This is a genomic window from Aureimonas phyllosphaerae (assembly GCF_047943035.1).
GTDB lineage: Bacteria > Pseudomonadota > Alphaproteobacteria > Rhizobiales > Rhizobiaceae > Aureimonas > Aureimonas phyllosphaerae.
The window spans coordinates 1,887,859-1,901,730 of sequence record NZ_CP181348.1 but is presented as its reverse complement, the minus strand read 5'-3'; the positions used below and the strand labels follow the sequence as shown (position 1 = coordinate 1,901,730).

11 protein-coding genes are annotated in these 13,872 nt (G+C 69.2%); all 11 read right to left on the bottom strand.

All coding sequences use genetic code 11. The features are described 5' to 3' along the window. Positions 1-119: 119 nt before the first annotated feature. Positions 120-965 carry a fumarylacetoacetate hydrolase family protein gene (locus ACLNGM_RS08865; RefSeq protein ID WP_416358020.1) on the bottom strand — a complete coding sequence of 282 codons (846 nt, stop codon included), beginning with the start codon at positions 963-965 and terminating at the stop codon, positions 120-122. 127 nt (positions 966-1,092) lie between these two features. Beyond that, positions 1,093-2,502: a guanine deaminase gene (gene guaD / locus ACLNGM_RS08860; RefSeq protein ID WP_416358019.1), complete on the bottom strand. Its 1,410-nt coding sequence runs from the start codon at positions 2,500-2,502 to the stop codon at positions 1,093-1,095. 11 nt (positions 2,503-2,513) lie between these two features. After that, a complete protein-coding gene (locus ACLNGM_RS08855) occupies positions 2,514-3,773 on the bottom strand; it encodes a urate hydroxylase PuuD (protein ID WP_416358018.1) in 1,260 nt (419 codons plus the stop codon). A gap of 209 nt (positions 3,774-3,982) precedes the next feature. Further along, on the bottom strand, positions 3,983-5,083 hold the full coding sequence (locus tag ACLNGM_RS08850) for a BMP family ABC transporter substrate-binding protein (RefSeq protein ID WP_416358418.1): 1,101 nt from the start codon (positions 5,081-5,083) through the stop codon (positions 3,983-3,985). Positions 5,084-5,099: 16 nt separating this feature from the next. Next, positions 5,100-6,023: an ABC transporter permease gene (locus ACLNGM_RS08845; RefSeq protein WP_416358017.1), complete on the bottom strand. Its 924-nt coding sequence runs from the start codon at positions 6,021-6,023 to the stop codon at positions 5,100-5,102. Beyond that, positions 6,020-7,159 (bottom strand): ABC transporter permease, encoded by a 1,140-nt coding sequence (locus ACLNGM_RS08840; RefSeq protein ID WP_416358016.1) that lies wholly within the window; start codon positions 7,157-7,159, stop codon positions 6,020-6,022. Before ACLNGM_RS08840 ends, ACLNGM_RS08845 begins: the two co-directional genes overlap by 4 nt. Beyond that, the gene (locus ACLNGM_RS08835; RefSeq protein WP_416358015.1) at positions 7,159-8,688 is read right to left on the bottom strand and encodes an ABC transporter ATP-binding protein; all 1,530 of its coding nucleotides are present in this window, start codon (positions 8,686-8,688) and stop codon (positions 7,159-7,161) included. Before ACLNGM_RS08835 ends, ACLNGM_RS08840 begins: the two co-directional genes overlap by 1 nt. A gap of 45 nt (positions 8,689-8,733) precedes the next feature. Next, positions 8,734-9,570, bottom strand: coding sequence for a xanthine dehydrogenase accessory protein XdhC (gene xdhC, locus ACLNGM_RS08830; protein ID WP_416358014.1), 837 nt, complete (start codon positions 9,568-9,570; stop codon positions 8,734-8,736). Then, on the bottom strand, positions 9,567-11,969 hold the full coding sequence (gene xdhB, locus ACLNGM_RS08825) for a xanthine dehydrogenase molybdopterin binding subunit (protein WP_416358013.1): 2,403 nt from the start codon (positions 11,967-11,969) through the stop codon (positions 9,567-9,569). Before xdhB ends, xdhC begins: the two co-directional genes overlap by 4 nt. Continuing rightward, the gene (xdhA, locus tag ACLNGM_RS08820) at positions 11,969-13,411 is read right to left on the bottom strand and encodes a xanthine dehydrogenase small subunit (RefSeq protein ID WP_416358012.1); all 1,443 of its coding nucleotides are present in this window, start codon (positions 13,409-13,411) and stop codon (positions 11,969-11,971) included. The genes xdhB and xdhA overlap by 1 nt, the downstream gene beginning before the upstream one ends. Continuing rightward, positions 13,411-13,782, bottom strand: coding sequence for a hydroxyisourate hydrolase (gene uraH, locus ACLNGM_RS08815; RefSeq protein ID WP_416358011.1), 372 nt, complete (start codon positions 13,780-13,782; stop codon positions 13,411-13,413). Before uraH ends, xdhA begins: the two co-directional genes overlap by 1 nt. Between the last annotated feature and the right edge of the window lie 90 nt (positions 13,783-13,872).

Genomic DNA, 13,872 nt, shown 5'->3' with positions numbered 1-13,872 from the left:
GGGGTCGGACGTGCCGTTTCGAAGGCTCGTCCGACGCGCAGAAGGAATAGGGGCCGGGCGCGCCGCTTCCAGTGCGCCGCACCCTTTTGCGGGGAGCTTTCTTTCTGAGCCGTGCCGTTTCAGCGCGGCGCGGAGAAGACCTGCCGCTGCTCGCCGAGCTTGGCGTTGCCGAGCGTGACGATGTCACCGTCCTTCAGGAACACCGGCGGCTTCATGCCGGCGCCGACGCCATGCGGCGTGCCCGTCGTGACGATGTCGCCGGGCTCCAGCGCGAAGAACTCCGACGCGTAGGAGACGATGGTCGCAAAGTCGAAGATCATGTCGGCCGTCGTGCCGGTCTGCATCCGCTGACCGTTCACGTCGAGCCAGAGCTCCAGCGCGGCCGGATCCTCGATCTCGTCGCGCGTCACCAGCCAGGGACCGAGCGGGCCGAAGCCCGGCGCGCTCTTGCCCTTCAGCCACTGGCCGCCGCGCTCCTTCTGCCAGGTGCGCTCCGACACGTCGTTGCACAGGCAGAAGCCGGCGACATGGTCCATCGCCTCGGCCTTCGAGGCCTGATAGCAGCGCTCGCCGATGACGACCGCGACCTCGACTTCCCAGTCGACCTTGGACGAGCCCTTCGGGATCACCACGCCGTCGCGCGGACCGGCGATCGAGGACACCGCCTTGTTGAAGAGAAGCGGCTCCTCCGGCACGTCCGAGCCCGTCTCGGCGGCGTGTTCGGCGTAGTTCCGCCCAACGGCGACGAAGTTGCGCGTGCCGGCGACCGGGGCTCCCAGACGATGGCTCGGGTCGGTCTTCGGCAGGCTCTTCGGGTCGAGGGCGCGCAGCTTCGCCAGTCCCTCTCGCGAAAGCACCGCCCCCGCGATGTCGTCGATCTCGCCCGACAGATCGCGCAGCGTGTTCTCGGCATCGATCAGGCCGGGCTTCTCGGCTCCGGGCTCGCCGAATCGGACCAGACGCATGGTTCAACCTCTTCGTTGCGGGGCCGGACGGCCCCCTCCAGTTCAGGCATAGGACGAGGACACCGACGGATGCCAGCGCCGCTCGACATCGGACGCGCCAGAGCAGCGCATAGATCGTGCTGGCGCGTCAGCGGGCCTGCGTTTCGCCGCCCTGCATGCCGCCGCCCGAGGGCGCGAACGCCGGCTGGTCGAGCCGGCCGGGCAGCCCGCGATCACCATCGCGCGAATGGACCTTCCGGCCCGCCGCGTAGGTGGCCACGACATTGCGCTCGTCGCCGGTCGTCATCAGCACGAAAAGCTCCTCCTCCAGCGTCTCGATCCGCTCGGCCCGGCGCCGCTGGGCCGGCGTCGCCGCCGTGTCGAGGATCACGAAATCCGCCTCGAAACCGGGCGCCACCTGCCCGATCCTGTCATTGAGGCCGATCGCGTCGGCATTGCCGGCGGTCAGCATGTAGAAGGCGGCGTGGCCGCGCAGCTTCTGTCCGCGCAGGGCCAGCACCTTGTAGCCCTCGGCCGCCGTCGTCAGCATCGAGTAGGACGTGCCGCCGCCGATATCGGTCGCGATGCCGGTCCGAAGCCCCGCCGCCAGCGCCGCGTCGCGATCGTAGAGGCCGGAGCCGAGGAAGAGGTTCGAGGTCGGGCAGAAGACCGCCGTCGCCTCCCTCTCGGCGAGCGCGCCGCGCTCGCGCTCCGACAAGTGGATGCAGTGGCCGAACAGCGCCTTGCGCCGCACGAGACCGTATCGCTCGTAGACTGCCGTATAGTCCTCCGCCCATGGGAACAGCTCGGCCACGAAGGCGATCTCGCCGTGGTTCTCCGACAGGTGCGTCTGGATATGCAGGTCGGGGTGTTCGGCGGCGAGCACGCCCGTCGCTTCGAGCTGCGCCTCCGTCGAGGTCGGCGCGAAGCGGGGCGAGATGGCATAGGACAGGCGGCCCCTGCCGTGCCAGCGGCGGATCAGGTCCTTGGATTCGTCATAGCCGCGCTCCGGCGTGTCGAGCAGCGCGTCCGGCGCGTGGCGATCCATCATCACCTTGCCGCCGACCATGCGCAGGCCGAGGCGATCGGCCTCGGAAAAGAAGCTCTCCGCCGACTGCGGGTGCGAGGTGCAAAAGGCGACCGCCGTCGTCGTGCCGTTGCGCAGAAGTTCGGCCATCAGGAAGCGCGCGGCGGCATCCGACACGGCGGGGTCGCCGTAGCGCGACTCCTCCGGGAACGTGTACTTCGACAGCCATTCCATCAGCTCCGTGCCGTAGGAGCCGATGACCTGCGTCTGTGGCATGTGGAGATGCGGGTCGATGAAGCCGGGCATCAGGAGATGCGGGCGGTGGTCGACGAGGGGAATCGCGGGATCGAGGTCGGCCAGCAACCCGGCCGCCTCGCCCACCGCCTCGACCATGCCGTCGCGGACGACGACGAGCACGTCCTCGATGTAGCGGTACGAGGCCTCGACGCCCTCCGTGAGGGGATGGGCGTGGTAGGAGAGGACGCGCGCTCGGATCGCCAGCGTGCCGCCGGCCGGATGAATGTCGCTCATGATCCGATCCTTCAGCGGCGCCAGGTTCCGTCGCCGGACTCGATCCAGCGCGCGAGGGCCAGCCGCTCGGCCGGCTCGAGGCCAGTGATGTTGCCGGGCGGCATGGCGTGGCTGCGCACGGCCTGCCGCTCGATCAGCGAGGCGTTGAGGACGATGTCGCGTCCGGTCTCCAGCAGGATCGCCTTCGGCGCGTGGCCGATGCCGGGCCAGAGCGGCTGGCGGGCATGGCACATCGAGCAGCGCGACTGGACGATGCTCTCGGCCTCGGCGAAATGGCTGGAACGGGCGAGCGCCACCTGCGGGTCGGCTGGAAAGTCGAGGCTGGTCTCCGCCGCCGTCGGCCCGGACCCGGCCGCCGCGCGCCAGCCCGGCGCGCCCGACAGGGTGATGACGGCCGCGAACAGGACGCCGGCCACCGCCCAGCACCACCAGAGCTGCTGCCCGGTCTTGTGCATCGTGTTGAAGAAGTGCCGCACCACGGCACCGATCAGGAGCACGAGGCCCGCGATCGCCCAGTTCCACTCCGTGGCGAAGGCCAGCGGGTAGTGGTTGGACAGCATCAGGAAGACGACGGGCAGCGTCAGGTAGTTGTTGTGGAGCGAGCGCTGCTTGGCCGCCGCTCCAAGGCGCGGATCGGGCGTGCGCCCGGCCTTGAGGTCGGCCACCACGATCTTCTGGTTCGGGATGATCAGCATCGCGACATTGGCGGTCATGATCGTCGCGATCATCGCGCCCGTGTGCAGCATCGCACCGCGCCCGGAAAACACCTGGCTGAACACGAAGCTCGCGGCCACCACGTAGACGAAGAGCACGCCGAGGAGCGCCGAATCGTTGTTCTTCAGCGGCGACTTGCAGATCGCGTCATAGACGATCCAGCCGAGCCCGAGGCCGAGCAGCCCGATCAGCGTCGCCCCCCAGGCCGGCAGGTCCGCCTTGGCCGGGTCGATCAGGTAAAGCTCGGCGCCGAGATAGTAGACGAGGAACAGGAGCGCGAAGCCGGACAGCCAGGTCGCATAGCTCTCCCATTTGAACCATGTCAGGTCCTCCGGCATGTGCGGCGGCGCGACCATGTATTTCTGAATGTGGTAGAAGCCGCCGCCATGGACCTGCCAGGCCTCGCCGCCGACGCCGACGAGCGGCGCTCCGTGGGGCTTCCGCAGCCCGAGATCGAGCGCGATGAAGTAGAACGACGATCCGATCCAGGCGATCGCGGTGATGACGTGCAGCCAGCGCACGCCGAATTGCAGCCAATCGGCGAAATAGGTCCACATGGGATGAGCCCCGGAACGCCGCCCCCTTGTCGCGGACGCTCCCCACAATGATCCGATGTGCCTTCAGCGGTCCCTCGCCGTTCAGGAGACGGTGGGAAGGACAGGCGTTGGGATCGAAGGGCGCATGACGCCCTTCGAATGGTTCCAGTCTTTCACGCCTCGAAGGGTCGAGACAAGAGGTTTGCGGCGCTATGCGCCGACGCGAGCCGTCAGTTGCGAACGCCCTCGACGTACCAGTCCATCTTAAGGAGATCGGCATCCGGAATGCGGGTGCCGGCGGCGATCTTCTCGGCGCCCGACTGGTCCTTGATCGGGCCGGTGAACACCTCGTAGGTGCCGGCCTTGGTCTCGTCGACGATCTTCTGCGCGGCGGTCTTCACGTCGGCCGGCATCTTGTCGTTGAACGGGGCCATCTCGACCTCGCCTTCCTTCATGCCGAGCCAGACGTCCTGCGTCTTCCAGGAGCCGTCGATCACCGCGTTGACGCGGTCGACGTAGTACGGGCCCCACTGGTCGACGATCGCCGTCATGTGGGCGTTCGGCGCGAAGCTCTTCATGTCCCAAGCCTGGCCGAAGGCGATGGCGCCGCGCTTCTCGGCTTCCTGCAGCGGACCGGGGCTGTCGGTGTGCTGGGTGATGACGTCGGCGCCCTGGTCGAGCAGCGCGCCCGCCGCCTGCGCTTCCTTGGCCGGATCGTACCAGGAGTTCACCCAGACGACCTGCGTCTCGAACTTCGGGTTCACCTTGCGCGCGGCGAGCGTGAAGGCGTTGATGCCCATCACGACCTCGGGGATCGGGAAGGAGGCGACGTAGCCCGCCTTGCCGCTCTTCGACATCATGCCGGCGATGGTGCCGAGTACGGCGCGGCCCTGGTAGAACTTCGAATTGTAGGCCGCCATGTTCGGCGCGGTCTGGTAGCCCGTCGCATGCTCGAACTTCACGTTCGGGAACTGCTTGGCGACCTTCAGCGTCGGGTTCATGAAGCCGAACGAGGTCGCGAAGATGATGTCGTTGCCGTCCTGCGCGAGTTGGCGGATGACGCGCTCGGCGTCCGGTCCCTCGGCGACGTTCTCGACGAAGCTCGTCTGCACCTTGTCGCCGAGCTTCTCGGCCAGATACTTGCGGCCCTGGTCATGGGCGAAGGAGTAGCCGAAGTCGCCGACCGGGCCGACATAGACGAAGGCGGCCTTGACCGGGCGGTCGGAGACCTGTGCGAAGGCCGGCAGGCCGAATGCGGTGACGGCGGCGAGCGCGGCACCCCCGAGGAGGACTTGGCGGCGGGTGAAGAGGCTCATGAGGGCTCCTTGCAGAGGGCTGTTCGAGTGGTCAGGCGGTCGCCCGGAACGGCTTGCCGAGGCAGGCCGGTGCGGCATTCCGCGTCCGCGCGCTGCCCGAGATGAGGGCCAGCACCAGAACGGTCGCGAGATAGGGAAGGCTGGTCAGGAACTCCGGCGCGAGCAGCGACCATCCGGCCGCCTTCGCCTGAAGCTCCAGCGTGATCACGGCACCGAAGAGATAGGCGCCGAGAAGCAGACGGCCCGGACGCCAGGAGGCGAAGACGACGAGCGCGATGGCGATCCAGCCGCGTCCGGCGGTCAGCCGCTCGGCCCACATCGGCGTCAGCACCAGCGAGTAGTAGGCGCCGGCCAGCCCTGCCATCGCGCCGCCGAAGAGCACCGCGAGGTAGCGAACTTTGAGGACTGGGTAGCCGATGGAATGCGCCGAGGCGTCGCTCTCGCCGACGGCACGCAGGATCAACCCGGCCCGCGAGTGCTTCAGGAACCACCAGACGGCGAAGGTCAGGACCAGCGAGAGATAAACGATCGGCGAATAGCCGAAAAGGACGCGCCAGATCGGGTCGGCGGCGAGCGCTGTGGGAAAGAACGAGCCGAGCACCGGCGTCGTGATGCCGACGAAGCCGGCGCCCGCCAGCGCCGAGACGCCGGTGCCGAAGATGGTGAGCGCGAGGCCCGTCGCGACCTGGTTGGCGGTCAGCGTCAGAGTCAGCCAGGCGAAGATCAGCGACGACGCGGCGCCGGCGAACAGCGCCGCCAGCGCGCCGAGCCAAGGCGAGCCGACCGTGACGGACACGGCAAAGCCCGTGACCGCGCCGATCAGCATCATGCCCTCGACGCCGAGGTTCAGGACGCCGGACTTCTCGACCACGAGTTCGCCGAGCGCTGCGATCAGGATCGGCGTCGCGGAGGCGACCACGGCGACGACGATGGCGACGATCAGTTCGGGGCTCATGCGGCGGCTCCCCGGCCGGACGTCGGTTCGGGTGTCAGGGACGGCGCCGGCGCGATCGGCGCCGCGACCGGGGCGCCGCCCGGGCCGCTGGTCAGCCGGTAGCGGACGAGAATGTCGACCGCGAGGAGGAAGAACAGCATCATCGCCTGGAAGACGCCGATGGCGGCAGCCGGCAGGCCGATCGTCGTCTGCGCGCTTTCGCCTCCGACATAGGTCAGCGCCAGGACGAGCGCGGCGAGCACGATGCCGACGGGATGCAGCCGGCCGAGGAAGGCCACGATGATGGCGGTGAATCCGTAACCGACGGGAAAGCTCGGCACCATCTGCCCGAACGGTCCGGACGCCTCGAAGATGCCGGCAAGCCCCGCCATGCCGCCGCCGAGCGCCATGCAGAGCCAGACGACGCGCGCCTCTCGAAAGCCGCCGTAGCGGGCCGCCTGCGGGCTGAGGCCGACGACGCGAACCTGGAAGCCGGCGACGGTGCGCGCGATCAGGAACCAGACGGCGAGCGCCAGCGCCAGCGCCACCGGAATGCCGAGATGGATCAGGGTGCCCGGCACGACATAGGGCAGCGTCTGCGACGAGGAGAACATCGCGGTCTGCGGGAAGTTGAACCCCATCGGGTCCTTCCAGGGTCCGCGCATCAGGTAGTAGAGGACCTGGATCGCGACGTAGTTCAGCATCAGCGACGACAGGATCTCGGAGACGCCGAGCCGGTTGCGCAGGAAGGCGGGGATCGCCGCCCACGCCATGCCCCCGAGAATGCCGGCCACGACCATCGCGGGCAGGATCCAGTGCCCCTCCATGTCCATCGTCAAGAGCGCGATGCCGGTGCCAGCCAGGCCACCGATGACGTACTGGCCCTCGGCGCCGATGTTCCAGACATTGGCGCGGAAGCCGACCGACAGGCCGATGGCGATGGTGGCGAGCGGCGCCGCCTTCACCAGAAGATCCTGCCAGCGATAGGGGTTGAAGAGTGGCGTCACGAAGATCTCGCGCGCGGCCCCGAGCCCGTCGTAGCCGAGAAGCGTGAAGACGATCGTGCCGACGAGGAGCGTCAGCGCGACGGCGAGAACCGGCGTCGCGAACAGCATGATGCGGCTCGGCTCGCGGCGGGGGACGAAGCGGAGCGCCATCAGGCGGCCTCGGCGCCGGCATGGGGCTCGCCGTGCACGCCGCCCATCAGGAGGCCGACGCGCTCGATCGAGATGCCCTTCACGTTCATCGTCTCCGACAGGCGCCCTTCGTTGAGGACGGCGATGCGGTCGCAGAGCTCCAGAAGCTCGTCGAGGTCCTGACTGACGACCACGATCGCCGCGCCGCGCGCGGCCAGATCGATCATCGCCTGCCGGATGAAGCCGGCGGCGCCGGCATCGACGCCCCAGGTCGGTTGCGAGACCACGAGCACGCTCGGCTCCTGTCCGATCTCGCGACCCATGATGAACTTCTGCAAGTTGCCGCCCGACAGGCTGCCGGCGAGCGCGCCCTCGCCCGTCGCCTTGACGGAGAAGGCGGAAATCACGCTCTTCGCGTAGTCGCGCGCCGCCTTGAGGCGGATCAGGCCGCCGTGGCTCAGCCCCTTGCGGGCGCGCGCCGACAGGATGGCGTTCTCGGCGAGCGACAGCGCAGGTACCGCGGCGTGCCCGTTGCGCTCCTCCGGCACGGTGGCCAGCCCCAGCCGCCGGCGGGCCGACACGCCCTCTCGCTCGACGCGGGCGCCGCCGATGGTGATCGCGCCGGACACGCCGTTCAGCTTCTCGCCCGACAGGACTTCCAGAAGCTCGTTCTGCCCGTTGCCGGCCACGCCCGCGATGCCGAGGATCTCGCCGGAGCGGACCGAGAAGGCGACGTCCTTGAGGCTGGTGCCGAAGGGCGGATCGCCCGGCGCGCTCAAGGCCTCGACGCTGAGGCGGGTCTCGCGGAACTGCCCCTCCGCCTTCGGCTTCAACGCCTTCAGCGAGCCGCCGATCATCAGCTCGGCCATGGACTTGGCGGTCTCCTCGCGCGGATCGCAGGAGGCGACGACGCGGCCGCCGCGCAGGATCGTCGCCGACGTGCACAGCGCTTTGATCTCGCCGAGCTTGTGGGAGATGTAGAGGATCGAGCAGCCCTCGCTCGCCAGCTGGCGCAGGACGGCGAAGAGCGCGTCAACCTCCTGCGGCGTCAGCACCGAGGTCGGCTCGTCCATGATCAGGAGCTTCGGCTTGCCGAGAAGCGCGCGCACGATCTCGATGCGCTGGCGCTCGCCGACGGACAGCGTGTGCACCTCTCGGTGCGGGTCGAGGCCGAGGCCGTAGGCCGTCATCACCTCGCGCACGCGCGCTTCGAGCTCGCGCCGGGGCGGCGGGTCGTCCATGCCGAGCGCGACGTTTTCGAGAACCGTCATCGCCTCGAACAGGCAGAAGTGCTGGAACACCATGCCGATGCCGAGCGCCCGCGCCTCGCGCGGCGAGCCGACGCGCACCGGTCGGCCGTCGAAGAGCATGGTGCCCTCGTCCGCCTGCTGCACGCCGTAGATGATCTTGACGAGGGTGGACTTGCCCGCCCCGTTCTCGCCGAGCAGCGCATGGATGCGCCCCGGCTCCACGGAAAACGAGATGTCGTCGTTAGCGACGACGCCGGGGAAGCGCTTCGAAATGCTCCTCAGTTCAAGACGATGCGCCATGGAACTCCGACCGGCGGGACACCCGGTCCCGATATTGCACCGAGTTTACGCAGGCGCTAAGCCTGCGCAATCCTGCTCCATGTTTTGCCCAAGAAGTTGAACGACGAGCTCCGCGGCGACCATCGCGGCGATGACCGCCGGGCGCTTGTCGCGCACAGCCGAGCCGCCGATCGGCAAGACAAGCCGTCCGATTCGCTCCGCCTCGCCGCGCTCCGCGAGGAATCGCCGAAACTTCTCGCGCTTCGTCGCCGAGCCGATCATGCCGACATAGGCCGCGTCCGTCCGCCCGAGCGCGGCGGCGCCGATCAGGAAGTCGAGCCCGTGGTCGTGGGTCATCACGACGAAAGCGCTGCCGCGGGGTGCCCCGGCGATCTCGGCCTCGGGCATCGCCGCGCGGCGGCGCTCGATGCCGGGCGGAAGCTCGGCGAGCCGGTCCGCCCGCGTGTCGATCACCAGCGTGCGGAGCGGTAGCGGCGCCAATGCGCGCGCCGTCGCCTGCCCCGTGTGGCCGGCGCCGAAGAGGTAGACATGCGGCCAGCCGAGCCGCGCCGTCTCGTCGGCCTGCTCCAACTGCTCCAGAAGCGCCGCCGTGCCGCGCTGGAGGCCGAGCACGACGCGGCCGCCGCAGCACTGGCCGATCGCGGGCCCGAGCGGAATGTCGAGCCGCCCCTCGCGCTCGCCGGCCGCCAACATGCGGCGCGCCTCCGCGATGCCTTCCATCTCGAGCGCGCCGCCGCCGACCGTGCCGAAGACGCCGGACGCCGTGACCAGCATCGCGGCTCCGGCCTCGCGCGGCGTCGAGCCCTCGGCACGCTCGACCCGCACCACGATCGCGGGATCGCGCGCGGCCAGAGCCGCCTTGAGATCTGCCAACAAGCTCAAGCCCCCCGCACCGCCTCGACGGCGGCGAGGATGCGTTCGGGCGTTGCCGGCGCGTCGAGATCGGGGAAGCGGCGGCGGTCGCCCGCCGCGCAGATCGCGTCACCCAGCGCCGAGAAGACCGAGAGCGCCAGCATGAAGGGCGGCTCGCCGACGGCCTTGGAGCGGAAGATCGTGTCGGCCGGATTGCGGCCCTTGTCCCAGAGCTTCACGCGGAGATCGTCCGGCCGGTCGTTGGCGGTCGGGATCTTGTAGGTGGAGGGCGCGTGGGTGCGCAGCCGCCCCGCCTTGTCCCACCAGAGCTCCTCCATCGTGAGCCAGCCCATGCCCTGGATGAAGCCGCCCTCGATCTGGCCGAGGTCGAGGGCCGGGTTCAGCGAACGGCCGACATCGTGGAGGATGTCGGCCCGCAGGAGGCGGTTCTCGCCGGTCAGCGTGTCGATCACGACCTCGGAGCACGAGGCGCCGTAGGCGAAGTAGTAGAACGGCTTGCCGCTGGCCGTCTCACGGTCGTAGGCGATGCCGGGCGTGGCATAGAAGCCGGTCGATGACAGGGAGACGCGGGCGAGATAGGCCTCGCCCACGAGGTCGCGGAAGCGAAGTTCCTTCTGGCCGATCCGCACCTTGCCGGGGCCGAAGACCACGGCCTCGCGCGCCACGTTGTATCGCGAGACGGCGTAGCCGATCAGCCGTTCCTTGATGGTTCGCGCGGCGGCCTGCGCGGCCATGCCGTTGAGGTCGGAGCCCGACGAGGCGGCGGTGGCCGACGTGTTGGGCACCTTGGCGGTGGTGGTCGCGGTGATCTTCACGTCCGCGACGTCGATCTGGAACTCCTCGGCGACGACCTGCGCGACCTTGGTGAAGAGGCCCTGCCCCATCTCCGTGCCGCCGTGGTTGAGATGGACCGAGCCGTCCTTGTAGACATGGACCAGCGCACCGGCCTGGTTGAGGTGGGTCGTCGTGAAGGAGATGCCGAACTTCACCGGCGTCAGCGCGAGCCCTTTCTTGAGGACCGGGCTCGACGCGTTGAAGGCCTCGATCGCCCGGCGCCGCGCGCGATAGTCGCTCGACGCCTCGAGTTCGCCGACGATCTCGGCGATCACGCAGTCCTCGACCGCCATGTGGTAGGGCGTATGGCCGGGCGTTCCCTCGCCCATCGCGGCGTAGAAGTTGCGCCGGCGCACGTCCAGCGGATCGAGCTTGAGGTCGAAGGCGATGCGATCCATCGCCCGCTCGATCGCCACCATGCCCTGCGGCCCGCCGAAGCCGCGAAAGGCGGTGTTGGAGACCGTGTTGGTCTTGAGGCGTCGGGAATGGATGTGCGCGGCCCCAAGATCATAGGCGTTGTCGGCGTGGAACATCGCACGGTCGGCGATCGCGCCCGAAAGGTCCTTGGAGTAGCCGCAGCGCACCACGTGGCGGAACTCGACTCCGAGGATGCGGCCCTCGCCGTCGTGGCCGATCCGGTAGTCGGCACGCATCTCGTGGCGCTTGCCGGTCATCTCCATGTCGTCGTCGCGGTCAAGCCGGCACTTGGCGGGTCGCCCCGTCTTCACCGCGACCAGCGCGCAGACGGCCGCAAACAGCGCCGGCTGCGATTCCTTGCCGCCGAAGCCGCCGCCCATGCGCCGCACCTCGATCGTCACGGCGTTGTCCGGCCGCCCGAGGGCCTTTGCGACATTGTGCTGGACCTCGGACGGATGCTGCGTCGAGGAGCGCACGAGGACGTCGCCGTCCTCCAGCGGGATCGCGGTGGCGATGTGGCCTTCAAGATAGAAGTGGTCCTGCCCGCCGGTCTCGACGCGCCCCTCGACCACATGCGGCGCGCCCGCGATCGCGGCTCCCGCATCGCCGAGCCGCATCTCGTGGGGCGGCAGCAGGTCCTCGCCGGCTTCGTGCGCGGCGGTCAGCGCCTCGTCGATCGTGATCGCGGGCGGGGCGTCGGCGTATTCGACCCGCGCGAGCTTCGCGGCCATGCGCGCGGTGCGCAGGTCCGTCGCCGCCACCGCGAAGAGCGGCTGCCCGACATAGTGGACCGTGCCGTCCGCAAAGATCGGATCGTCGCCGAAGACCGGCGAGTAGTCGTTGATGCCGGGGATATCCTCGGACGCCAGCACGCAGGCGACACCCGGCATCGCGCGCACGGGATCGAGATCCATCGACAGGATCGCCGCGTTGGCGCGCGGGCTCATGGCGATGAACACCTGGAGCGTGCCGGGAAGCTCGGGCTCGTCGTCGGTGTAGCGCGCCTCGCCGGTGACGTGCTTGACGCCGCTGTCGTGGCGGATCGGCTGGCCGACGCCGCCCTTCAGTCGGGTGCGGGGCGATGGCGGAGCCTCGTCGAGCGCGGCTGGATCGACCGTGCCGGCCTCGCCGCGGTCCTGGATGCGGGTCTCGTCCATCACGCGACCTCCCATATCCTCGTGGGAACGCCCGAGAGCTCGAGCCGGAAGCGTTCGAGACAGGCGGCCGCGGTCTTCAGGCGGTAGTCGGCGCTCGCGCGCATGTCGCTCAGCGGCTGGAAGTCATCCGCCAGCGCCGCCGCAGCGTCCCTCACCGCCGCCTCGTCGAAAGGGCGGCCGACCAGCATCGCTTCGGCGGCGAGCGCGCGCTTCGGCGTTCCCGCCATGCCGCCGAAGGCAAGGCGCGCGCTCGTCACGCGCTCCCCCTCGAAGCCGAGCTTGAAGGCGGCAAGGACGGCCGAGATGTCGGAATCCATGCGCTTGGAAATCTTCGAGGCCGAGAAGCGCTCGCCTTCCTTCAGGAGCGGCACCTCGACGGCGACCACGAACTCGCCCTCGCGGCGGTCCTGCTTGCCGTATTCGAGGAAGAAGTCTTCGAGCGGCAATCGCCGCACCGCCTCGCCCTGCCGCAGGTAAAGGGTCGCGCCGAGCGCGATCAGCACCGGGGCCAAGTCGCCGATCGGCGAGCCGTTGGCGATGTTGCCGCCGACCGTCCCGGCATTGCGCACCTGATAACCAGCGAAGCGGCGCATCACCTCGCCGAGGTCGGGATGCAGCTCCGCCAGCCGCGCGCGGGCGTCGGCATGGGTTACGGCGGCGCCGAAGAACAGGCTTTCCGGCCCTTCCTCGACATGGCGGAGATCATGGACGCGCGACACGTCGATCAGGGTCTCGAAGGTGCGATGCTGCTTCGTGACCCAAAGACCGACATCCGTGGCGCCGGCAACGAGCGTTGCCTTTGGGTTGGCGGCATAGGTGTCGGCCAGCTGGTCGACATCGGCGGGCGAGAGCCAGGTCGCGCTGGCCGCCTCGTAGCGAAAGAGGCCGTCTCCGCGGAGCGACTGGAGCGCCTCGGAGCGTAGCGCGTCCTCGGGTCCGGTGTCGGGCACCGGGACGGCCGCGACGTCGAGCCCGGCATCCACGATCGGACCGTAGCCGGTGCAGCGGCACAGATTGCCTGAGACGACGTCCTTGACCGACTGCCGGTCCGACAGGGCGCCCGTGCGCCAGCCGGCGTAGAGCTGCATCACGAAGCCCGGCGTGCAGAAGCCGCACTGGCTGGCGTGATGCTCGGCCATCGCGTCCTGCACGGGATGAAGCCCGCCGGCCGAGGACAGATGCTCCACGGTCTCGACCGAGCGCCCGTGCAGCGCCGGAAGGAACAGGATGCAGGCGTTCAAAGCCCGCCGCTTCAGGCCGCCCTGCCCGTCGGGCTCCTCGACCATGACGGTGCAGGCGCCGCAGTCCCCTTCCGCGCAGCCTTCCTTGGTGCCGGTCAAGCGCTCGGCGGGACCGCGCAGGTACTGGAGAACCGTGGTGGTGGGGGCCAGCCCCTCCACGCTGCGCTCCTTGCCGTTCAGGATGAAGCGGATCGGTGCCATCAGCTTCCCCGGTAAGTCGAATAGCCGAAGGGCGAGAGGAGGAGCGGCACGTGGTAGTGGCGGTTCTCCGAGATGCCGAAGCGGATCACGACGTCGTCGAGGAACTTCGGCTGGTCGAGCTCGACCCCTTGCGCGTCGAAATAGGGCCCGCAGAAGAAGGTGATCTCGTAGGTCCCGTGGCGGAAGCCCTCGCCCTGCATCAGTGGCGCCTCGCAGCGCCCGTCCTCGTTGGTGCGCCCTTCGCCGACGAGATCCCGCCGCTCGCCCTCCAGCCGGTGGAGCACGAGCTCCAGCCCGCGCGCAGGCGTGCCGCGGGCCGTGTCCAGAACATGCGTCGTCAGCCGGCCGGAGCCGGGGGGCAGTGATGGCATCGTGCGAGGATCCGTTCCGTCTCGATCGTCCGGTGCGCCAGTCTGCACCCGTTCGCGACGCCCCGTCCAGCGGAAACGTTGGAACGCTTC

Bases quoted from the DNA above. Each gene is read 5' to 3' on its own strand.
- ACLNGM_RS08865 (WP_416358020.1), bottom strand. From the start codon at position 965: ATGCGTCTGGTCCGATTCGGCGAGCCCGGAGCCGAGAAGCCCGGCCTG.
- guaD (WP_416358019.1), bottom strand. From the start codon at position 2,502: ATGAGCGACATTCATCCGGCCGGCGGCACGCTGGCGATCCGAGCGCGC.
- ACLNGM_RS08855 (WP_416358018.1), bottom strand. From the start codon at position 3,773: ATGTGGACCTATTTCGCCGATTGGCTGCAATTCGGCGTGCGCTGGCTG.
- ACLNGM_RS08845 (WP_416358017.1), bottom strand. From the start codon at position 6,023: ATGAGCCCCGAACTGATCGTCGCCATCGTCGTCGCCGTGGTCGCCTCC.
- ACLNGM_RS08840 (WP_416358016.1), bottom strand. From the start codon at position 7,159: ATGGCGCTCCGCTTCGTCCCCCGCCGCGAGCCGAGCCGCATCATGCTG.
- ACLNGM_RS08835 (WP_416358015.1), bottom strand. From the start codon at position 8,688: ATGGCGCATCGTCTTGAACTGAGGAGCATTTCGAAGCGCTTCCCCGGC.
- xdhB (WP_416358013.1), bottom strand. From the start codon at position 11,969: ATGGACGAGACCCGCATCCAGGACCGCGGCGAGGCCGGCACGGTCGAT.
- xdhA (WP_416358012.1), bottom strand. From the start codon at position 13,411: ATGGCACCGATCCGCTTCATCCTGAACGGCAAGGAGCGCAGCGTGGAG.
- uraH (WP_416358011.1), bottom strand. From the start codon at position 13,782: ATGCCATCACTGCCCCCCGGCTCCGGCCGGCTGACGACGCATGTTCTG.